Source organism: Acetobacter papayae, from assembly GCF_047721125.1.
Lineage (GTDB): Bacteria > Pseudomonadota > Alphaproteobacteria > Acetobacterales > Acetobacteraceae > Acetobacter > Acetobacter papayae.
Map to the genome: position 1 here is coordinate 10720 of NZ_JBDNWF010000030.1, position 21235 is coordinate 31954.

The window sequence follows — 21235 nt, forward strand, 5'->3', positions numbered from 1 at the left end:
TGCAGGTGCAGGTGCAGGTGCAGGTGCAGGTGCAGGTGCAGGTGCAGGTGCAGGTGCAGGTTGGGCGTAGCCAGCGCCATACGGCACCGCAAGCCCGCAGGCACATCCCCCGGCCACACCCAAACGGACGGCCGCCCTCTTCAAGACCTGAAACACCATGTTACGCAATACCCTGCCTGCACCCTTTAATTTCGTGTGAGCGTGACACTAGCATGCTCCGATACGCAGCAGGATGTCAGAACCATGATACATTCCGATGCCCTACCCCGGCCCGGTTCCCGGCCACACTCCTTTGGTGAGTGTAACAGAACTCTTTTATTTTAACATGGTTATACGTTCTTGAGTGTGGCAAGGCGCGCTGATAGAAACATGATGGGCGGACTATCCTTCCAAAGAACGGCACAACTCTGGCTTTCGTGGTGTCCGGGCTGCATCTGCACTCCAGGGGTCTAGAATCAGGAACTATGGTTATTTCCACCAGAGCACGACCGCCCCGCAGGGAAGGCGTCGTCTATACCCACATTACAACCCGCGATTACCTGAACACCCTGTTTTTCTACCGCAAGATCGCTTTCATGGTCTTTGTGTGGACGATCGTGATCGGCACCGTTATCGGGCTGATGCAAAAGCCCCAATACCGGGCTGAAGCACGGCTGCTGACATTGCTGGCGGGATATTACAACCAGTCCAGCGTGAACGACGGCACCACCAGCCAGCCGGTGGAAGGCCAGCTTGTCAGTATCGAAGCGCAGATTCTCAACAGCTCGGAACTGCACCGCGCCGTGCTCAAGACGCTGCTGGGCCCGAACGCCACCCGCAAGCAGATGAGTGATGAACTGCTGGCCTTCGAAAAACACTTTCATCTGCAGCAGGATGATCTGGCCAGCACGATCAGTCTTTTCTACACCGATACAAACCCCAAGCGCGCCGCCGACATGCTCAACCGCATTCTGGCTGAGTATTTTCTGGAACGCGCAGCCATTTTCACATCCGGCCGGGTGTCCTCTCTGGCCGAGCGGCGCGATGTGGTGCGCGCCCAGCTCGACAAGCTCAACGCCAACATGGTCGCATTCCAGACCAAATACGGCATTGTCAGCATTGAAGACCAGATTGCCCATGCCGTGGCGCTTCAGGGCCTGATCCGCCAGCGCAAGCTCGAAAATAACGGAGCACTGGCGCAGGACCGCAGCTCGCTCGCCTCGCTCCTGACCTCGGCCAAAGACGTGCCCGCCACCATCCTGCTGTTCAGCGACAATGGCGAGGCCGCACGCACGCTCGACACCATGCAGCTCTCGCAGCTCCAGCTTGAAGCCCGCCGGGCCGATCTGGCCTCGCGCTACATGAAGAGCTCGCCCTTCGTCAAACAGATCGACCGCCAGATCAAGGCGCTACGCGTCGCCATTTCGCAGCAGAAAGAAAAGCTGATCGGCGTCGAACGCTACGGTCATAACGCCTATTACGATACGGTGCAGGACCGGCTTTCGGTTGTCAGTTCCAACATCAAGGGCGAGATCGCGCGGCAGAAGGAGCTGGATGACCAGCTCAAACTGGCCGATGCCGGACTGCAATCGCTGATTGGCGCTGCCAACGAGCTCAGCCAGATGCAGACCGACCGCAATATCCTGACCGAAAGCCTGCGCAGCCTCTCCCGGCAGGTGGAACTGGCCAGTATCGACCGTATTCAGGCTGATTCCGCCAGCAGCACCAACGTGCGTGTCATTCAGGCTCCCTTCCCGCCTGCCCAGCCCATCAACCCGCTGAGCATGTTTATCGCGGCAAGCGTTGTCGCGGGGATTGTGCTGCCCGCCCTCACCATTCTGGTTCTGGTCAGCCTGCGCGAGACCTTTCTCAGCCCTGAACAGGTCGAACGTGTCATTGCTCTGCCCGTGCTGAGTGCGCCGGTGACACCCCGCGCCAAAAGCCAGCGCCGGTGGCTGGGGCTACGTCGGAAAAAACCCGAGGCCACCAAGCTGCCCGGCACCTACCCGTCGCGCATTCTGTACGGCCGCACCATTACCGCCATCGACACCAGCTCCGATGCGCTGACCAAACTGGTGATGATGGTCTCCTTCAACGACAATGAAGGCCTGCTGGAAATCGTGCAGGGGCTGGCGGCGGAGCTTGAACGCCGCTCCTCGCGCCCCATTCTGGTGCTGGACATGGCCTCCACCCCCGATGCCCCGCCTCTGTACGGCATACCGAACGACAATGGCGAACTGCCATGGCTGTTCGGTGATGGCGAAAGCCGCTCCGACACCCCCGCCCCGGAAGAAGACGCGCTGAAGCTGCTCGAATTCCTGCCCGTAGCGGGACACGACATCATGGTAGCCCGCCCGCGTGAAGGCACGCTGACACTCACCCCCCACGAAACCACCACCCTGTTCGATACCCTACGCGCACGGCATGACTATGTGGTGGTGCACGCACCGCCCGTCAGCCGCTCCTTTATCGGTGTGGAAAACGCCCGCCTTGCCGATGCCACCATTCTGGCCGTGCGGGCGGAGAAAACACGCAAGCCCGTGGTGCTGGGTCTGAAGGAACAGATACAGGAAGCCGGTGGGTGGATTGTGGGCGTGGTTCTGACACACCGCAAAAGCTATATCCCCGCCTTTGTCTACCGCTTCCTGTAACGCAGGCATGAAAGGCGGAGCACGCATGACCGCCCCCCTTACGCCGCCACGGCATACAACCCGCTACACCCTATGGGCGGGGTTGTGCCTTGCACTGCTGGCCCCCAACCTGATGCCGGGTGCTTTGCAGGCGCAGGAAGCCATTACCCGGCAGAAACTCGTTATCTATGGTGGGCCGCTGTTCAGGGAGTTTCTGGGCTGCGTGAACTGCGACCCCTATGAAACGGATTCGGTGTGGAACAAGTATTCCCCCCTCGGGTGGGAAAACAGCTATTCCGATTACAGCCATCTTTATATCTACCGTCAGGCGCATGGGGCCTATTCGGCCTGTGATCCGTTTGCCTCAAGCCCGCCGCGTGTGGTGGACCCTCAGAACAAGTTCTATGGCTATCTCAATATTTCGAAAGTCCGGCCAGAAGGTATCTGTAGCCCGCATGGCAATTCGGCCATATGCGACAGGCTGACCGATATGTGTGAAAAGCGAAATAATATAGACGGCACGGCAAACCTGCCCGATTGAGTCCGGGGAACCCTTCCAGTACACTGGACGTTTATTTAAACATGACATGGCAGGTATGTATGACTGCGTCCCCGGCGGGCACCTCGACGCAAGACGGCAGCACAGCGCAACGCATGAAAATTCTGGTTCTGGCAGAATCCTGCAATCCTGAATGGTTCAGCGCCCCGCTGATTGGCTGGTCGTATTACGAGGCCCTGTCCCGTGTGGCGGATGTGCATCTGGTCACGCGCGTGCGTAACCGCGCAGCCCTTGAGCGTCATGGCCTGAAGGAAGGCCGGGACTACACTGCCATCGACACCGAGTTTCTTTTCAAACCCATGGAACGGCTGGTTCACCTGATCAGCGGCCCTAACAAGGGCTGGGCCATTCTGATGGGGCTGAGCATTCCCTCCTATCTGCTGTTTGAGCGGATCGCCTGGCGGCGGCTCAAGCCGCGTATGCACCAGTTCGATCTGGTGCACCGGATCACGCCTGTCAGCCCCACCGTACCCAGCCCTTTTGCGCAGTGGTGCCGCAAGCTTGGTATTCCCTTCGTGCTCGGCCCGCTCAATGGCGGGCTGGCATGGCCCAAGGAATTCCCTGATCTGCGTAAGCAGGAAGGGGAGTGGCTGTCCTATTTCCGCTCACTCTTTCGCTGCGTGCCGGGTTACCGGGCCACGCGCGATGCGGCCTCCGCCATTATTGCGGGGGGTGAGAGTGCTTACCGGGAAATTCCCAAGCGCTGGAAAAACAAGACCATCTACATTCCCGAAAACGCCATAGACCCACAGCGTTTTCCCCCATCCCCCAAGCGCACTGCGCAAGATTACGCAAACAGGCCGATCCGCGCGGTCTTTCTCGGGCGGCTTGTTCCCTACAAGGCCTGTGACATTCTGCTGGAAGCCGCAGCGGAGCTTCTGCGCGAAGGCCGCATGACACTGACCATTATCGGTTCAGGCCCGGAGGAAGAGCGCCTGCGCAAGCTGGTGGCGCAGCTTGCAATCGGGTCAGCGGTTACTTTTACCGGTGAACTGCCCCACCAGCGTGTGGCCGAGCATCTGGTTGGTGCTGATATTCTCACCTTCCCCTCAATTCATGAGTTTGGTGGCGCGGTCGTGCTTGAAGCCATGACCATGGGGGTTGTGCCCGTGATTGCGGATTACGGCGGCCCGGCGGAGCTGGCATCGCCTCAATGCGCGTTTCTTGTGCCGCTAAAAGAGCGCGTACCTTATATTGCCGCCTACAAAGCCGCCCTGCACGGCATTGTAGCGGACCCGACCTGCCTGCTGCCGCTGTCCGATAATGGACGCTACCGTGCCGAGCACCTGTTCACATGGCCGCAGAAAGTCGCACAGATTGTCTCGGTTTATGAATGGGCAATGGGCAAAAAATCCCAACGGCCGGACTGGGGCATGCCATTCAGGGATGACCCTGCCCCCTGAACAAAACACCCTTGGCCGGTTATGCGTCACCTGCTGTGGTGCCCGACGGGCGACCCGGCAGGTTGTTGCCCAAGGCTGTGGGCAGAACCTCTCCTGCGTGTTCAAGCCGCCTCCGCCTGCCGTGATCATACACCGCAGGGGCAGGACGGTCGAAACCGCCAGCGCGCCACGTATAGGCAAAAATCGCCAGAATAACCGCCGTCTCGCCCGGAGCCAGCGTTGGCGGGTAGAAAAACGAAATAACCAGAACATAGCCAAGATAATCGAACAGGCTATCGAGAAAATCATCATGCACGCAGGTTCTGAGCTTGGCATAGAACAGCATACCGCGCAGTTCGAACAGAATGAAAATCAGCGCGCCGATAAGCCCATATTCAAAGACAATACCCAGCCACGTAATATCCGCCAGAAAGAAGAAATGGTGGAAATAGGCCACCAGCGTATCCTTGCTGGTGGGGCTGAGCGTGCCCACGCCAAAAATCCAGCGTAGGGGCGAATCGCCCAGAAAATTACTGGCTTTTTCTGCCGTTATGTAGCGAACATCAAAGCCCGTATCCCGGCTGGTATTGAACGTGGTGGCAAGATACCCGGTGGAAAACATGGCAACAAAGCCAAAGGGCGCGCTGAGCGCCAGCGCCACCCGCACGAGGGGGCGAGACCAGAAAATGGTGTTGACCATGGCCACAATGGTAATGCCAATAATCATGGAGCGGGCTTTGACGATCAGCAACGTAACCGCAAAGGTCACGGCCATACCTGCCAGACAGACAAGGCTTTTTTCAAAAAATGCCCGGCGGTACAGGTAGAACAGCAGCACCACGGGAAAGAACATCTGCATACGGATGCGATGCCCGCGATTATCGGCACTAAAGAACGGGGCCGCACCAAAAACATAGTGGCTATTATACCATCTATTGGGAACAATGGCCCAAAGCAGGATGAGCGTGCCAACAGTCAGCAGACCCAGCATCAGAAAACTGCGCCTGATTTCCTTCAGACTTGGCCGCAGAGTAACAAGCAGCCCCAGAAAGGAAAAGAAATAGAGCATGGGCAGCAATTTGACCTGCGCCGTAACCCCCGTGAAAAACCCTTCATCGAAATAGAAGATTGACGCGATGCTAGGTGAAAGCACCAGCCATGTGAAACAGATCAGGATCTGCCGTGTCATGGGAAAACGCGGATAGGATGTCAGCGCGAACACCAGCGGCAGCGACAGAACGGGAAACGCCTTGGACAGCATCCATAACGGACGCAGATTGGCGATGTAATGGAAGGTTTCGCCAAACAACGGCAGCACGGCCAACAGGCAGAGCATGATTTTCAGCCGGACCGGCGCGGTGGAGAAATAGCTGGCGGCAGAGAAAGCCTGTGTCACTCTGCCGGAAGAAGGGGCTGAGGCGTCATGTTGAACAGTCATGACTAACGGAAAAAACCCCCGGAGCCGACATTGTAGTTGATGCTCTGGTTAAACGGCACAATGCGGGTAATGTAGCGATCCACCCACTGGTCAGCCTCGACCGACGATGTTTCAGGCACAAAAATGGTATCGGAAGGCTGGAGCGCCACAGACTGCTGGGGGTCGGCCCGGCGGATAAGGGCTGTCAGGTTGACCGAGCGCAGCATGGGCCGTCCATCGGGGCTGCGGCGGATCACAACCACCTCTCCGGTACGGGCGGTATCCATCAGCCCGCCTGCGGCGGTAATGGCCTGCAATACATCCATGTCGCTCTGCATGGGCACGGCACCCGGCTTTTTGACCTGCCCACCCACATAAATGCGCCCGGCATAGGTGCGGATACTGACAGAGGCATAGGCATCATCAGTAATGCCTTTGAGCGCCAGCGCCCGGTTGATGTCGCGCCCGGCTTCATCCACCGTTAGCCCCCCGGCCTGAATGGTGCCGACCAATGGCATGGTCAGCCCGCCCTTGGGGTCTACCACCGCCTCGTAATTAAGTTCCGGGTTGAAAGGCATGACAACCGAGAGGTCATCCCCCGGTTCGATCTTGTAAGGCGTTTTGGGTGTATCCACCCATGCCGCGATAGTGCTGTGCTTTGCCGCCTGAGGCGCAACCCACTTGTCGGTGCACGCAGCACTGCAAAGAAGGACCAGCAATGGCAGGCGTGCCAGCAGGCGAAGCAGTGTCATTGAGGCGCGGTGCAAAACAGCAGTGCTCCTGAATTCATTCCAGCCGAAACCACACTGCCATACGGCGCAACCACAGTCCGGGCAATGGCAAGCCCATAGACTGGCTATACTATTCGGCTTTATGGGGTTATCAAGGCGAACTCAAGCCCATATACACTAACAGACACAAAAAACAGGGTGGGCGGGCCTTTTTCCTGCGCCTGAGCGGCCCTGTGGTGTGGCGTGCGTGGCTTTTGTGGGATCATCCATGGAATTTATGACAGATTTCGGAGATGAGGCTGTCATCCTGCCGCTTTTCCTTGTCGTGACCGTCATGTTCTACGCCATGGGCTGGCAGCGGGGCGGGCGAGTCTGGTGTGCCGGTATTGCTGCAATTCTGGGCTGCCTTGTGCTGCTCAAGCTGCTGGGGCTGTACTGGGGAGAGATGTTCGGCTTTGCGGAGCGCCCCTTCAGTATCAGCGGTCATGTTGTCGCCAGCACGGCTGTTTATGGCAGCCTGCTTGCCATTGTGCTGCATTCGCGCCAGCGGGAATGGCAATGGAGCCGCGCTTTACTGCCCCCGCTCGTGATTGCGGCGGTCATTGGCTATACGCGCCTGCGGCTACATGCCCACACACAGGCGGAAATTCTCTGCGGCACCGTGCTGGGCACTGCGGGCGCACTATGGCTTGCACGTTCGCTCCTGCCTGTTCCGGTTATGGCCACACGGTATTTTCTGGTGGTTCCAGCCTGTGTAGCGCTGATTTTCCACGGCTACATGCTGCCAGCCGAACCCATGCTGCAGAACCTGTTCCACAACTCCTACCACTGGGCTACCCATTGGGGCAGTCATGTGCTGACCTGGTAAGGGCAGGCCCTCCGGCGCAAGGATTAAATTTTTATGCGGGGCAGAATTCTTGCGAGAGGAAATATCATTTCATCTCAGGATATGCCAAACGTAAAGCATAACCAACCGGCAACGGACCTGTTCCTGTGCCTTATGCCGCCCGCACAGATCCGATGAGAGCGACACATGTCACAGCCTGCCACTGAGTATAACCCGGCCACATTTCCGATGTTCGGACTGGATTTCTCTGTGCTGTCGGAGCAGGCGGTCGCCTCCATGGTGGCGCATACCGTGCGCACACCGGCACAGGGCGTGGGCCTGATTATTACCCCAAACATCCAGCATATCAGCCTGCTACCCCACAACCCGGCCCTGCTGCACGCCTGCCAGCACGCGACCCTGCTGACCTGCGATGGCTTTCCGCTGTATTACTACGCAAAATGGCGCGGCAAACCCGCGCATGGGCGGGTTACAGGCCGGGGTATCGCCGCCAAGCTGGTAGCCCAGCCTGCCCTGCTGGCTCAGCACAGGCTGTTTATGGTGCTGGATAGTGCAGAGACGGTACGCATCGCTCAGGACTGGGCGGCGCAGCACGGTCTGGCCGACCGGCTTGAATGCGCCGTACCCGCCATGGGCTTTGACAAACGCCCGGCGGATATGGACGCACTGGCCCGGCAGATCGCCCAGCACGGCACCACCCTGCTGTTCATGGGGGTGGGCGCACCACGGAGCGAAATATTCGTAGACCAGTATCGCGCGCTTCTGCCGCCCTGCTGGGCACTATGCATCGGGCAAGGGCTGCTGATCGCCTTTGGCTGCGTACCCACACCCCCCGGACTGGTGGAGCGCTTCAATCTGGAGTGGCTATGGCGTATCGTGCTGGAGCCTAGGCGCTTGGTCGGACGTTATGCCTGTTCTGCGCTGGGGTTCCTGAGAGCGGTCATCAAGGATTCCCTGCACCGTGGCTAACACCCTGAACGCGCATGGACGGAAAGGATCCTCCAGTGCCATTTAAAAACAGAGCAAGATATAGCCACAGACGGAAGGTTATCGTTCTGGGGGGCGCGCCTGACGGCGATCTGGTAGCCAGCAAGCTGTTGCAGATGCCTGACCGCTATGAGGTGATCGGTATTTTCGACGATCGCTGGAAGCGCCTGCAAAGCCAGAACATGCAGCACTGCGTGCCCGTAAAAGGCTCGGTGGATGACATGATCACCCTGTGTCGGCAGGAACTGCCGGACATGATCGTGATTGCCATATTCGACGCCCGCCGCGAAAGGCTACGCGATATCCTGCACAAGGTTATCGTGCTGCCGGTCGATATCTATCTGGCGGCCGATATCTTTCCGCCCGGTTTTTCCAGCGGCATTCTTCAGGATGATGATCTGGGCCTGTGCCTGATCCCCATCAGCAAGGTGCTGCTCTCTGGCGGGCGTTACTGGGTGAAATGGGCGGAAGACAAGATTCTGGCGCTGTTTTTCATTGCCGCCCTGCTGCCGCTCTATATCCTGATTGCCATCCTGATCAAACTTGACAGTCGTGGGCCGGTGTTTTTCGTACAGAACCGCTACGGGTTCAACGACAAGGTTATCAAGGTGCTGAAATTCCGCACCATGTATGTCGAAAAAGGCGATGCCACCGGCGCGGACAGAACCGTTCGTAACGACCCCCGGGTCACGCGTATTGGCCGCTACCTGCGCAATTTCAGTCTGGATGAACTGCCGCAGTTCTTTAACGTCCTGCGCGGCGAGATGTCGGTCGTTGGCCCGCGCGCCCATGCCACCGCCATGCGTGTGGATGATGAACTGTATGAAAAGGCGGTAGACTGCTATTCCGCCCGCCACAGGGTGCGCCCCGGCATGACGGGGCTTGCACAGGTGCGGGGCTACCGGGGCGAGATTACCTCACGCGCGGCAGCCCAAAAGCGTATCGATAACGACCTGTACTACATCAACCACTGGACACTGGGGCTGGACCTGAAGATTATCCTCAGGAGCATCTATATCGTGCTGTTCAACCGCGAAAACGCATTCTGAGCAGGCGGGCCGCCACGCCGAATTTTCTAGCCCGTGGCGGCAGGCCCCCGTAAACTCGGGGCCGTTACCAGCAGGCACCGACCATGACCCCCGACAGGACGCCCCAACACAGCAAACCCGTGGAAGAAGACCGCGAGACATGGCTCACCATCATGGAAAAGATGGATGAAACATGGAGCCAGCTTGTTGGCCAGCAGGTAGAACTGGAACAGAAAAACAGCGCGCTGGAAGAAGCCCATACGCTGATCGCCAGTGTGTTCGATTCCATGTCGGACCTGCTGATCGCCTGCGATACCACGCTGCGCATCGTGCGCTGCAACCGCGCCGCACAGGAAACACTGGCCGGGGGCGATACCCTGATAGGCCAACCACTTGCAGCCCTGATCGCCCCGGACTCGCCTATCAGTATCGAAACGCTCTCACGCAGGCTGACAGACCGCCAGCGGCTTGAGGATCAGGGCATTGTCATAAAAACTCCCAACGGAGAGCAGCCATTTTCCGTCAACAGCGCTATCCTGCGTGATAGCCACCACCGCGTATCCGGCATGGTGCTGGCAGCCCGCCCACTGGGGGAACTACGCCGCGCCTATGATGAACTCGACCGTGCCCATAAAAGCCTGCAAGAAGCCCAGACCCAGCTTATCCATGCGGAAAAAATGGCCTCGCTGGGGCGGCTGGTCGCCGGGGTCGCGCATGAGCTGAACAACCCGATTTCGTTTGTCTATGGCAATGCGCTAACCCTGCGGCGCTTTACAAAGCGGATAGAAACCTACCTGTCTGCCCTGCATGCAGGCCATTCACCCGAACAACTTGCCACCCTCCGGCGCGAACAGAACATAGATGCCGTGCTGGACGAACTGGACGGCAGCCTTGCAGGCATTACGGAAGGGGCTGAGCGCGTACGCGACATTGTTGCGGACCTACGGCGTTTTTCCTCCGAGCGGCGCACGCATGATGCAACGTTCGACCTCGGGCAGATCGCGCGCAAAGCGGTAAACTGGGTGCTGTCCACCTGCGGGCGCGACATTGCCACCACGCTCGATATTGCCACCCCCCTTGAGGTGGAGGGCCATTCCGGCCAGTTCCAGCAGGTTATCATGAACCTTGTCCAGAACGCGGTTGACGCCATGGACACAACCCCCGAGCCGCATCTACGCATGACCGCATACCAGCAGGGTGAGCAGGTGGTGCTGGACGTTGCCGATAACGGGCCGGGCTTTAGCGATGATATCGCCCCACGGATTTTCGATCCGTTCTTTACCACCAAGCCCGTAGGCAAGGGCACGGGGCTGGGGCTGGCCATCTGCTACCGCACCGTGCATGAACATGGCGGCACGCTGCGCGCGCGGTCCCAACCCGGACAGGGCGCGTGCCTGACCATAACCCTGCCCGTGCCTGCACCGGGGGAGAACACGCCATGACATTTCAGGTTCTGTGGCTCCAGTCCGGTGGCTGCGGGGGGTGCACCATGTCACTGCTCTGCGCTGAATCGCCCGGCCTGCTCGGAGCATTGCGGGGGGCGGGGGTTTCCTTCCTGTGGCACCCCAGCCTGTCCGAACAATCGGGCGAGGATGTGCAGGCCCTGCTTGAGTCCATACTGGCGGGCAAAACGGAGCTGGACGCCCTGTGTGTGGAGGGCGCATTGCTGCGCGGCCCCGAAGGCACCGGGCGCTTTCATGTCATGGGTGGCACGGGCCAGCCCATGCTGACATGGGTGCGCGCCCTCGCGGCTATGGCGCGCCATGTTGTGGCGGTAGGAAGCTGCGCGGCCTATGGGGGCATTACCTCGGCCTCGCCCAATATTCTGGATGCCTGCGGGCTCCAGTATGATGGCCGCTACCCCGGTGGGGCGCTTGGCGCGGATTTTCGTGACCGCACGGGCCTGCCCGTCATCAACATCGCAGGCTGCCCCACCCACCCTGACTGGGTAACCGGCACGCTGGCCCTGCTGGCGCGTGGCCAGCTTGGCGCGCAGGACCTCGACCCGCTGGGCCGCCCGCGCTTTTATGCCGATACCCTTGTGCATCATGGTTGCACCCGCAACGAGTTTTACGAATACAAGGCCAGCGCGCGCCACCCCTCCGACCTTGGCTGCCTGATGGAAAACATGGGCTGTATCGGCACGCAGGCGCATGGAGACTGCAACACCCGGCTGTGGAACGGCGGCGGCTCCTGCACGCGCGGCGGCTATGCCTGCATCAACTGCACCGCCCCCGAGTTCGAAGAACCGGGGCACCCGTTTGAAACCACGCCCAAAATCGCGGGGATTCCCGTGGGGCTGCCCACCGACATGCCCAAGGCCTGGTATGTGGCGCTGTCCTCGCTGGCGCGGGCGGCAACGCCTGAGCGGCTGGCGCGCAACGCAACACAGGACCATATTGTCGTGCCGCCCACCAGCCGCCCGCTGCGGCGCTAGGGCGCAAGACAGGAAAGAGCATGTCCGATACCCCGCCCGTACGGCGCATTGCCGGGCCGTTCAACCGTATTGAAGGCGACCTTGAAGTGCTGCTCGACATCGCGGGAGACCGCGTGCACGAGGCGCGCGTCAACGCGACCTTGTTCCGGGGTATCGAGCGTATTCTCGAAGGCCGTGCACCAATGGATGCGCTGGCCATCGCCCCGCGTATCTGCGGCATATGCTCGGTTTCGCAATCGCGCGCGGCGGCCACCGCGCTGGCCGGGCTTTCGCAGGCGCAGGCACCGGCCAATGGGCGCATTGCCACCAACATCATTCTGGCCACAGAAAATCTGGCCGACCTCATTACGCATTTCTATCTGTTTTTCATGCCGGATTTTGCCCGCCCGGACTATGCGCACCACCGCTGGCACGGACAGGCCCTGCGCCGCTTCGCCGCCGGGCGCGGGCAGGCCGTGGCGGCAGCCCTGCGCACCCGCGCCGAGCTGCTGCATGTCATGGGCATACTGGCCGGGCACTGGCCGCACACACTGGCCATCCAGCCCGGCGGGGTCGCGCGCGGGGTCGATGCCGAGGCCTGCCAGCGCCTGAGCGGTATTCTGGCCGGTGTTCGGGCTGATCTTGAAAACAACCTGTTTGGCGTCTCGCTCGAAACGGTTGTGGAACTGGCGGACTGCACGGCCCTGCACACATGGCGCCAGCATGGCGGGGCAAGTGATTTCGGCCTATTTCTCGACATTGCCGAAACACTCGAACTCTCCACGCTGGGCCGGGCCTATGATCAATTCCTGACCTGCGGCGCATGGCCCGGCGGGCGCGACCCCCATAACCCCGCCCCGCTCTGGCCCGCCGGGATCGTGGCGGATGACGCGGTGCTACCCTTCACCGCGCAGGACATTACGGAAGACCACGCTTTCGCCCATCTGCGCGACCATGAGCGCGTGCACCCGCCCGCTGAAGGCACAACCGTGCCCCACCTGCGCGATGGCACGGCCTATACATGGTGCAAGGCCCCGCGTCTGGCCGGGCGACCGTTCGAGACCGGGGCCATAGCCCGGCAGCTTGTGCGCGGCCAGCCGCTGATCCGCGCTCTGGTCGCGCGCGATGGCGGCACCGTGTTTTCACGCGTGATGGCACGCCTGATCGAAATGGCCGCCCTGCCGCTGCTGATGGAGCGCTGGGTGCACCAGCTTGAACCGGGTGCGCCATGGTGCGTGCCACATGGCACGCTGGCCAATGGCCAGTCCACCGGGTTTACCGAGGCCGCGCGCGGCACGCTCGGCCACTGGCTGCACGTGGAAAACGGGCATATCGCGGGGTATCAGATCATTGCCCCAACAACATGGAACTTCTCCCCGCGGGATGCGCAGGGCGTGCCCGGCCCGCTGGAACGCGCACTGGAAGGCGCGCCCGTAAGACCCGGCGAGCATACGCCTTTATCCGTGCAGCATATCGTGCGCTCGTTCGACCCCTGCATGGCCTGCACGGTGCATTGATGCGCGCCACCGAGCGGATGACCGTCACCGGCAGCGTGCAGGGGGTGGGATTTCGCCCCTTTGTATGGCGCAAGGCGCACGCCCTTGCTCTGGCGGGGCAGGTGCGCAACCGGGGCGACCATGTGGAAGTACTTGCCACCGGCACCAAGGCCCAGCGCGACAGCCTGATGGACGCCCTGTGTGAAGGCCCGCCCCACGCCCATGTGGACAGCGTAACCCGCACGCCAGACCAACGGGTTTTTACCGGGCCCTTTACCATCGCCACGAGCGAGGCGGGCACATTGCACAGCGGCATTGTGCCAGATCTCGCACTCTGCCCCGCCTGCCGCGCAGACATAAACACCCCCGGCACGCGGCGCTGGCGGTATGCCCTGACCTGCTGCGCCGATTGCGGCCCGCGTTTTTCCATTGTTACCGGTTTTCCGTATGACCGGGCCAACACCACCATGGCCCCGTACACCCTGTGCCCCGCCTGCCGGGCAGAATACGAAAACCCGGCGGACCGGCGCTTTCATGCCGAACCGGTGGCCTGCCCCGCCTGCGGGCCACGCCTGCGCTACACCGGCCCCGCCACACCGGGAGAAGACCCGCTGGACAGCGCCGCCCACCTGCTGCGCTCGGGCGGTATTCTGGCCATAAAAGGCACGGGCGGGTATCATCTGGCCTGTCTGGCAACAGATACCGCCGCCATTGCCACCTTACGCGCGCGCAAGCACCGCCCCACCAAACCTCTGGCCGTGATGGTGGCCAATGCAGCCGCTGCGAGCGCCTTTGCCGCCCCCAGCGCGGCGGAGCTGCATCTTTTACACGATGCCGCAGCCCCGATTGTAACCGTGCGCACAACCACTGCCCTGCCAGAAAGCCTTGCCCCCGGGCTGGACCGCGTGGGCCTGATGCTGGCCTATACGCCGCTGCACGCCCTGCTGCTGGCACAAATAGGCCAGCCACTGGTCATGACCAGTGGCAACCGCAGCGGAACACCACAGGCGATTGAAGACGCCGAGGCCCTGCACGACCTCGCAGGCATAGCCGATGGCTGGCTTTACCACGACCGCCGCATTGCCCGGCGGCTGGATGACAGCGTGTGCGCCATTGTCGCGGGCCACACCATGACCCTGCGGCGCGGACGGGGGCTGGCTCCTCGCCGCCTACCCCTGCCCGCAGGCTTTGAAACCCTCCCCCCCGTGCTGGCCATGGGCGGAGACCTGAAAGCCGCCTTCTGCCTGACACAGAACGGGCAGGCCCTGCTATCGCACCATCTGGGCGACCTACAGGCACAGGGGGTGGAAGAAACTGCCCGGCAGGCATTGGCGGATTATCGCACCCTGTTTGGCCTGACCCCCGCCCTTGTCGCGGTTGATGCCCACCCCGATTACATCAGCCACCGCCTTGGGGCAGCGCTCAGCCAGCAGATGGCACTGCCGCTGCACACGGTCTGGCACCACCATGCGCATATTGCCGCCTGCATGGCCGAGCATGGGCTGGGGCCTGACACAGCCCCCGTAATCGGTCTGGCGCTGGACGGCACGGGCCTTGGGCCGGACGGCACAGCATGGGGGTGCGAGGCCCTGCTGTGCGACTACCGCACGGCCTATCATGCCGGGCGGCTGGCGCGCGTACCCATGCCCGGCGCAGACCGCGCAGCACGTGAGCCATGGCGGATGCTGCTGGCGCATCTGGACACAGCACTCGGGCCACACGCAACCGGGCAGGCCGTATCGCAGGGCCTGTTGCCCGCCCTGCATAACCGGCCACTGGACGCCCTGCGCGCCATGATCCGCACCGGCCTGAACGCACCGCTTTGCAGTTCCGCCGGGCGTCTGTTCGATGCCATGGCCGCCCTGCTGGACGTGGCCCCCGAACGCCTGACCCATGAGGGCGAAGCCGCCATGCGGCTGGAAACACTGGCCCGGCAGGCACCACCCCCTCCGCCGGAAATGCCCCCGCCGGGCACCTCATCAGGCCCGCAACCCGACAGCCCGCCAGACAACACACCGCATAACCGGCTGGCCACCGCGCCGGACAGTGCGGCCTGTCCGCCAGTGCCCCACCCATCTGGCTCCGTGTCAGGCACCCTACTGGACAGGCCACCATACAGCCCCCTGCCGGACATGGCCCTGACACTGGCGCGGGCGGCGGATGGCGTGTGGGAACTCAACCCCGCACGGCTCTGGGCGGCAGCGCTGGTGGCCAAGGCCCGTGGCGTTCCGGCCTGCACGATCGCTGCGGGTTTTCATGCCGCACTGGCGGCGGGGCTGGCCAGTCTGGTCATGGTGCTGGTGCGCGAACACGCACAGGCAGGCGGCAACACAACCGACCAGATAAGCAGCCAGACTGGTAGCAAAGCTGGCAATTCAACCTCCGCTCCAGAACAGGCTTTCGGGCCAGAAACCCAAGCGCCCGCCAGCCCGGCTCCCCTGCCGGATTGCACTCTGGGCGATACAGCGGGCGGGCCGCAGGCACACGGTTTCGCGCAGGCCCCTTTACGCACCGTTGTGCTGGGCGGGGGTGTTATGGCCAATGACCTGCTGGTGAGCGCGCTCGTAGCCCGGCTGGAGGCCGCGGGCCTGCGCGTGCTGCGCCCCGCTTTTGCCCCGCCCGGCGATGGCGGGCTGGCGCTGGGTCAGGCTGTTATTGCCGCCGCCTGCGCCAGACTGGAAACGGACTGACCAGCCAGCCGGTCAGCCGCTTTCCCCTTGTCTGGACACGACAGGGACTTTCCTGCCTGTTTTGACCCCCATCCATAGATGGCACGGTTTCTGCTTCTTCCTTCTGTCGGGATGCACCCTCTGGCGGTGCTCATTGATGACCCCACGGGAGGATGCCTTTCACCGATGGCTGTTCTGGAAACCTTTTATGACGTCATGCGGCGGCAGGGGATCACCCGCCGCTCTTTCGTCAAATACTGCTCCCTTACCGCGGCGGCACTGGGCCTCGGCCCCGAATTTGTGCCGCAGATCGCCCATGCCATGGAAACCAAACCGCGCACGCCGGTACTGTGGCTGCATGGGCTGGAATGCACGTGCTGTTCGGAAAGTTTCATCCGTTCGGCGCATCCGCTGGTCAAGGACGTGATCCTGTCCATGATCTCGCTGGATTACGATGACACGCTCATGGCCTCCGCCGGGCATCAGGCCGAGGCCATTCTTGACGAGGTCATGGAAAAATACCACGGCAACTACATTCTGGCCGTGGAAGGCAATCCCCCGCTCAATGAAGATGGCATGTACTGCATCATTGGTGGCAAGCCGTTTGTAGAGCAGCTCAAGCGCGTGGCATCGGGGGCCAAAGCCATTATCTCGTGGGGGTCATGCGCCTCCTATGGCTGCGTGCAGGCCGCCCGGCCCAACCCCACGCAGGCAACCCCCGTGCACAAGGTCATTCTGGACAAGCCGGTTATCAAGGTGCCGGGCTGCCCGCCGATTGCCGAGGTCATGACCGGCGTCATTACCTACATGCAGACCTTCGACCGCCTGCCCGAGCTTGACCGGCAGGGCCGCCCGAAAATGTTCTACTCCCAGCGTATTCACGACAAATGCTACCGCCGCCCGCATTTCGATGCCGGGCAGTATGTCGAGAGCTTTGACGATGAAGGCGCGCGCAAAGGCTACTGCCTGTACAAGGTCGGCTGCAAAGGCCCCACCACCTACAACGCCTGCTCCACCATCCGCTGGAATGATGGCGTGTCCTTTCCCATCCAGTCCGGGCACGGCTGTATCGGCTGCTCGGAAGACGGGTTCTGGGACAAGGGCTCGTGGTACGCGCGCCTACAGGATGTCAGCGGCTTCGGGATCGAGGCCAACGCCGACAAGGTGGGCATGGTCGCCGCCGGAGCGGTTGGCGCGGGCCTTGCCGCCCACGCCGCCATAACCGCCCTCAGCCGGGCCCGCCACAAGGGAGATGACGCATAATGACCACCACCCAGACACCCAACGGCTTTTCCCTCGACAATGGTGGCCGCCGGATTGTGGTTGACCCGATCACGCGCATTGAAGGCCATATGCGTGTTGAAGTGAACGTGGATGAGCACAATGTCATCCGCAACGCGGTTTCCACCGGCACCATGTGGCGCGGGCTGGAGGTTATTCTCAAAGGCCGCGACCCGCGTGACGCATGGGCCTTTGTTGAGCGTATCTGCGGCGTGTGCACGGGCTGCCACGCACTGGCCTCCGTACGCGCCGTGGAAGATGCGCTGGATATCCGCATTCCTACCAATGCGTTCCTGATCCGCCAGATCATGGAAAAGGTGCTGGCCTGGCACGACCACGTGGTGCATTTCTACCACCTGCACGCGCTGGACTGGGTCAACCCGGTCAATGCCCTCAAGGCCGACCCGCGCGCCACCTCGGCACTCCAGCAGGCGGTCTCGCCCAACCACCCCAAATCCTCGCCCGGCTATTTCCGCGATGTGCAGAACCGGCTGAAAAAATTCGTGGAAAGCGGGCAGCTCGGCATTTTCCGCAATGGCTACTGGGATAACAGCGCCTATCTGCTCCCCCCCGAAGCCGACCTGATGGCCGTAACCCATTACCTTGAAGCGCTCGACTTCCAGAAGGAAATCGTCAAGGTTCACACCATTCTGGGCGGCAAGAACCCGCACCCGAACTACATGGTGGGCGGCGTGCCCTGCGCCATCAATATCGACGGCGACATGGCAGCGGGCGCACCGCTGAACATGGAGCGGCTGAACTTCATCAAGCTCAAGCTGCAAGAAGCCTTCGAATTCTCCCAGAACGTGTATGTGCCTGATGTCATCGCCATCGGCAGTTACTACAAGAACTGGCTGTATGGCGGCGGGCTGTCAGCCAGCAACCTGATGGATTACGGCGACTGCCCCACCGTGCAGGGCGACCCCTCGACCAACCGCTTCCCCGGCGGGGTGATTCTGGGCGGCAACTGGGATGAAATTCACCCCATAGACCCGCGCGACCCCGAACAGGTGCAGGAATTCGTCACTCATAGCTGGTACGAATACGGCGCAGGCCGCGAAGATATTGGCCTGCACCCGTGGGATGGCGTAACCGACCCGCATTATGCGCTGGGGGCCAATGCCAAAGGCACGCGCACCAATATTCTGGCCGTGGATGAAGCGGCAAAATATTCGTGGGTCAAAGCACCGCGCTGGCGGGGCAATGCCTGCGAGGTTGGGCCGCTGGCGCGCTATATTCTGGCCTACTCCAAGGGTGTGCCATATGTGAAGGCGCAGGTGGATGACGCTCTGGGCCGTTTCAACACGCTGGCAGGCACCAGCCTGACCCCGCGTGAGGCCCTGCCCACCACCATTGGCCGCACGCTCGCCCGCGCACTTGAGGGCCATTACTGCGCCCAGCAGATGCTCGATGACTACGACGCGCTGATTGCCAATATCGCCGCGGGTGATCTGGCAACAGCCAATGTCTCCAAGTGGGACCCCGCAACATGGCCGAAGGAAGCCAAGGGCGTTGGCATTGTAGCCGCCCCGCGCGGCGGACTGGGCCACTGGATCAAGATCCGCGATGGCCGGATCGAGAACTATCAGTGCGTGGTGCCCAGCACATGGAACGGTGGCCCGCGCGACGCCAAGGGCAATATCGGCGCGTTCGAGGCATCGCTTCTGGGCACGCCCATGAGCAACCCCGAGCAGCCGGTGGAAATCCTGCGGACCCTGCACTCCTTCGACCCGTGCATGGCCTGCGCCACCCATGTCATGGCGCCTGATGGAGACGAACTGGCCCGCGTCACCATCCGCTAAGGGAGCAGAGCAATGAGCACACCGCAATCCGGCCCCCTGAGCGATAGCGACCTCAGGGGCACCAATCTGGACGGGCAACAGGCCCGCACCCTGCGCGCGCGCAAGGTCACGCAGATTTATGTCTACGAAGCGCCGGTGCGGCTGTGGCACTGGCTGACGGCGGCCTCCATTCTGGTGCTGGGCATTACCGGCTACCTGATTGCCTCACCCCCCGCGACCTTGTCGGGGGAGGCCAGCAGCCACTTCCAGATGGGGTGGATCAGGGCGCTGCATTTCATTGCGGCGTGGGTTTTCACCATCGGCTTTGCGGGGCGGGTAATCTGGGGGCTGTTTTTTGGCAATGCCTGGTCCCGCGAACTGTTCTGGGTGCCGTTCTGGAAAGCCGAATACTGGAAAGAGCTGCTGGGCGAGGTCATGGTTTATGCCTTTATCCGCAAGCATGCCAAAACCACCATCGGGCATAACGCGCTGGCCCGCACAGCGCTGTTTTTCTGCTTTACGCTAACAGGGCTGTTCATGATCGTGAGCGGCTTTGCCCTGTATTCCGATGGCACGGGCATGGATAGCTGGGAAGGCCGCATATTTGGCTGGGTCATGCCCTGGCTGGGGGGCAGCCTTGGCACGCATTACCTGCACCACTGGGGGCTGTGGGTCATTACCCTGTTTGTCATGATCCATATCTATACCGTCACGCGTGAGGACATTACCTCGCGCCAGTCGCTGATTTCGGCCATGACCAATGGCTACCGCATCTTCCGCGACGACAGACCCGACTAAACCCGACAGAGCGGCGGAAAGTGCAAGTTAGGCTTCCACTTTCTGTTCAATCTGGAAAATAACCATCCATAAAAACCCTACATCACAGTCCCGTGATGTGGGGTTTTCTGTCACAGGATGGTTGGATAGCTGCCACTCTGTCAGTTGGCACGGTTTCTGCTTCTTTGTTTTTCGGGGTGTCCGTGCAGGGCCGCAGGTTCTGCGCACAGCCTCGGAACCCGCCAGCCGGAAGACAGGGCAAGACATGACAGTCAGCACAAAAGAACAGGCAGCCCGGCCCCATGGACGGGTGCTGATACTGGGCATTGGCAACATTCTATGGGCCGATGAAGGCTTTGGCGTGCGGGTGGTGGAATATCTCGCCGCGCGCCACCACTTTCCCGCCCCGGTCGAACTGATGGATGGCGGCACGCAGGGCCTGTATCTGCTGCCCCAGCTTGAAGGGCTGGACGGGCTGGTGATTGTCGATGCCATCGATTTCGGCCTGCCTCCCGGTACGGTGCATACAGTGCACGGCACGGATGTGCCCTCGACCATCGGGGCCCGCAAAATGAGCCTGCACCAGACCGGCTTTCAGGAAGTGCTGGCCCTGCTCGACCTGCGCGGCCACGCCCCGCGCAAGGTGGCGCTGATTGGCGTGCAGCCGGTCAACATGCAGGATTACGGTGGCGGGCTGACCCCGCCCGTAGCCGCCCGCGTGCCCGAAGTCGCCGCAGCCGTGCTGGCCATGCTGGCGGAAGATTACGACATACACCCCATCCCGCGTGCGCCGGATGCGACACAGGACGGTGCGGGGCTGATGACCGCCGCCGTCTCGCGCACCGCCTATGAAAACGGCCGCCCAACAGAAGCAGAAGCCTGCCGCTACGGCGACCCGCGGGTGCTCACCCGCATGGGAGGCTAGGGCCATGTGTGTGGGTATTCCCATGACCGTGCAGAGCGTTGAGGGTGCATTTGCCCTCTGTGCTGCCCGCCTGCCCGATGGCGCGCTCGCCACCCCGCAGCGGGTGGATATGGCGCTGGTGCCAGAAGCCCGCACGGGTGATGACGTGCTGGTGTTCCTCGGCCTTGCCCGCGCGCAGCTCAGCGCACAAGAAGCCGCGCGTATCCGCGCTGCCCTTGAATCGGTCGCGGCACTGTCCGTGGCGGAAGAGGGGGCGAGTGCTGAAATCATCGCCCGGGGGTTTGCCGATCTGTGCGAACAGCCCCCCCGCCTGCCCCCTCACCTTGAAGC

The 21235-nt window shown here is 61.7% G+C and carries 17 protein-coding genes; 15 read left to right on the forward strand and 2 right to left on the reverse strand.

Annotated features, from left to right (window positions below):
- The first annotated feature begins 464 nt into the window (after positions 1-464).
- Genes ABF757_RS09350 through ABF757_RS09360 form a run of 3 tightly spaced genes read left to right on the forward strand, consistent with a single transcriptional unit; the run spans position 465 to position 4571 of the window.
- The gene (locus ABF757_RS09350; RefSeq protein WP_415481947.1) at positions 465-2630 is read left to right on the forward strand and encodes a GumC family protein; all 2166 of its coding nucleotides are present in this window, start codon (positions 465-467) and stop codon (positions 2628-2630) included.
- A 25-nt stretch (positions 2631-2655) separates the two neighbouring features.
- Complete coding sequence (locus tag ABF757_RS09355) at positions 2656-3150, forward strand: hypothetical protein (protein WP_415481948.1); 495 nt, start codon at positions 2656-2658, stop codon at positions 3148-3150.
- A gap of 59 nt (positions 3151-3209) precedes the next feature.
- The gene (locus ABF757_RS09360) at positions 3210-4571 is read left to right on the forward strand and encodes a glycosyltransferase family 4 protein (RefSeq protein ID WP_415481950.1); all 1362 of its coding nucleotides are present in this window, start codon (positions 3210-3212) and stop codon (positions 4569-4571) included.
- Between the two features lie 19 nt (positions 4572-4590).
- Here ABF757_RS09360 and ABF757_RS09365 read toward each other — a convergent pair whose 3' ends face one another.
- Both ABF757_RS09365 and ABF757_RS09370 read right to left on the reverse strand, forming a co-directional pair.
- A complete protein-coding gene (locus ABF757_RS09365; protein WP_415481951.1) occupies positions 4591-5988 on the reverse strand; it encodes a hypothetical protein in 1398 nt (465 codons plus the stop codon).
- Positions 5989-5990: 2 nt separating this feature from the next.
- Positions 5991-6719, reverse strand: coding sequence for a polysaccharide biosynthesis/export family protein (locus ABF757_RS09370; protein WP_415481953.1), 729 nt, complete (start codon positions 6717-6719; stop codon positions 5991-5993).
- Between the two features lie 256 nt (positions 6720-6975).
- Between ABF757_RS09370 and ABF757_RS09375 the strand changes: the two genes are divergently transcribed.
- The 12 genes from ABF757_RS09375 to ABF757_RS09430 all read left to right on the forward strand — a co-directional run.
- The gene (locus ABF757_RS09375) at positions 6976-7566 is read left to right on the forward strand and encodes a phosphatase PAP2 family protein (protein ID WP_159101616.1); all 591 of its coding nucleotides are present in this window, start codon (positions 6976-6978) and stop codon (positions 7564-7566) included.
- A 165-nt stretch (positions 7567-7731) separates the two neighbouring features.
- The gene (locus tag ABF757_RS09380) at positions 7732-8514 is read left to right on the forward strand and encodes a WecB/TagA/CpsF family glycosyltransferase (protein ID WP_081773524.1); all 783 of its coding nucleotides are present in this window, start codon (positions 7732-7734) and stop codon (positions 8512-8514) included.
- Between the two features lie 14 nt (positions 8515-8528).
- Entirely contained in the window at positions 8529-9581 is a 1053-nt protein-coding gene (locus tag ABF757_RS09385) for an exopolysaccharide biosynthesis polyprenyl glycosylphosphotransferase (RefSeq protein ID WP_415481955.1), read from the forward strand.
- Positions 9582-9664: 83 nt separating this feature from the next.
- On the forward strand, positions 9665-11002 hold the full coding sequence (locus tag ABF757_RS09390) for a sensor histidine kinase (protein ID WP_415481957.1): 1338 nt from the start codon (positions 9665-9667) through the stop codon (positions 11000-11002).
- Complete coding sequence (locus ABF757_RS09395) at positions 10999-11997, forward strand: NADH-quinone oxidoreductase subunit B family protein (RefSeq protein WP_415481958.1); 999 nt, start codon at positions 10999-11001, stop codon at positions 11995-11997. Before ABF757_RS09390 ends, ABF757_RS09395 begins: the two co-directional genes overlap by 4 nt.
- 20 nt (positions 11998-12017) lie before the next feature.
- Positions 12018-13493 carry a nickel-dependent hydrogenase large subunit gene (locus tag ABF757_RS09400; protein ID WP_415481959.1) on the forward strand — a complete coding sequence of 492 codons (1476 nt, stop codon included), beginning with the start codon at positions 12018-12020 and terminating at the stop codon, positions 13491-13493.
- Complete coding sequence (gene hypF / locus ABF757_RS09405) at positions 13493-16162, forward strand: carbamoyltransferase HypF (protein ID WP_415481960.1); 2670 nt, start codon at positions 13493-13495, stop codon at positions 16160-16162. The genes ABF757_RS09400 and hypF overlap by 1 nt, the downstream gene beginning before the upstream one ends.
- Before the next feature lie 165 nt (positions 16163-16327).
- Positions 16328-17404: a hydrogenase small subunit gene (locus ABF757_RS09410; RefSeq protein WP_025861578.1), complete on the forward strand. Its 1077-nt coding sequence runs from the start codon at positions 16328-16330 to the stop codon at positions 17402-17404.
- Positions 17404-19224, forward strand: a complete 1821-nt coding sequence (locus tag ABF757_RS09415; RefSeq protein WP_025861579.1) for a nickel-dependent hydrogenase large subunit — start codon at positions 17404-17406, stop codon at positions 19222-19224. Before ABF757_RS09410 ends, ABF757_RS09415 begins: the two co-directional genes overlap by 1 nt.
- Before the next feature lie 12 nt (positions 19225-19236).
- On the forward strand, positions 19237-20001 hold the full coding sequence (gene cybH / locus ABF757_RS09420) for a Ni/Fe-hydrogenase, b-type cytochrome subunit (RefSeq protein ID WP_415481961.1): 765 nt from the start codon (positions 19237-19239) through the stop codon (positions 19999-20001).
- 244 nt (positions 20002-20245) lie between these two features.
- Complete coding sequence (locus tag ABF757_RS09425) at positions 20246-20905, forward strand: HyaD/HybD family hydrogenase maturation endopeptidase (protein WP_415481963.1); 660 nt, start codon at positions 20246-20248, stop codon at positions 20903-20905.
- A 4-nt stretch (positions 20906-20909) separates the two neighbouring features.
- The coding region (locus ABF757_RS09430; protein ID WP_415481964.1) for a HypC/HybG/HupF family hydrogenase formation chaperone at positions 20910-21235 on the forward strand (326 nt) is incomplete at its 3' end.

What these genes read in the sequence shown, in the direction of transcription:
- ABF757_RS09350 (WP_415481947.1), top strand. Translation starts at nt 465, where the DNA reads ATGGTTATTTCCACCAGAGCACGACCGCCCCGCAGGGAAGGCGTCGTC.
- ABF757_RS09355 (WP_415481948.1), top strand. Translation starts at nt 2,656, where the DNA reads ATGACCGCCCCCCTTACGCCGCCACGGCATACAACCCGCTACACCCTA.
- ABF757_RS09360 (WP_415481950.1), top strand. Translation starts at nt 3,210, where the DNA reads ATGACTGCGTCCCCGGCGGGCACCTCGACGCAAGACGGCAGCACAGCG.
- ABF757_RS09365 (WP_415481951.1), bottom strand. Translation starts at nt 5,988, where the DNA reads ATGACTGTTCAACATGACGCCTCAGCCCCTTCTTCCGGCAGAGTGACA.
- ABF757_RS09370 (WP_415481953.1), bottom strand. Translation starts at nt 6,719, where the DNA reads ATGACACTGCTTCGCCTGCTGGCACGCCTGCCATTGCTGGTCCTTCTT.
- ABF757_RS09375 (WP_159101616.1), top strand. Translation starts at nt 6,976, where the DNA reads ATGACAGATTTCGGAGATGAGGCTGTCATCCTGCCGCTTTTCCTTGTC.
- ABF757_RS09380 (WP_081773524.1), top strand. Translation starts at nt 7,732, where the DNA reads ATGTCACAGCCTGCCACTGAGTATAACCCGGCCACATTTCCGATGTTC.
- ABF757_RS09385 (WP_415481955.1), top strand. Translation starts at nt 8,529, where the DNA reads ATGGACGGAAAGGATCCTCCAGTGCCATTTAAAAACAGAGCAAGATAT.
- ABF757_RS09390 (WP_415481957.1), top strand. Translation starts at nt 9,665, where the DNA reads ATGACCCCCGACAGGACGCCCCAACACAGCAAACCCGTGGAAGAAGAC.
- ABF757_RS09395 (WP_415481958.1), top strand. Translation starts at nt 10,999, where the DNA reads ATGACATTTCAGGTTCTGTGGCTCCAGTCCGGTGGCTGCGGGGGGTGC.
- ABF757_RS09400 (WP_415481959.1), top strand. Translation starts at nt 12,018, where the DNA reads ATGTCCGATACCCCGCCCGTACGGCGCATTGCCGGGCCGTTCAACCGT.
- hypF (WP_415481960.1), top strand. Translation starts at nt 13,493, where the DNA reads ATGCGCGCCACCGAGCGGATGACCGTCACCGGCAGCGTGCAGGGGGTG.
- ABF757_RS09410 (WP_025861578.1), top strand. Translation starts at nt 16,328, where the DNA reads ATGGCTGTTCTGGAAACCTTTTATGACGTCATGCGGCGGCAGGGGATC.
- ABF757_RS09415 (WP_025861579.1), top strand. Translation starts at nt 17,404, where the DNA reads ATGACCACCACCCAGACACCCAACGGCTTTTCCCTCGACAATGGTGGC.
- cybH (WP_415481961.1), top strand. Translation starts at nt 19,237, where the DNA reads ATGAGCACACCGCAATCCGGCCCCCTGAGCGATAGCGACCTCAGGGGC.
- ABF757_RS09425 (WP_415481963.1), top strand. Translation starts at nt 20,246, where the DNA reads ATGACAGTCAGCACAAAAGAACAGGCAGCCCGGCCCCATGGACGGGTG.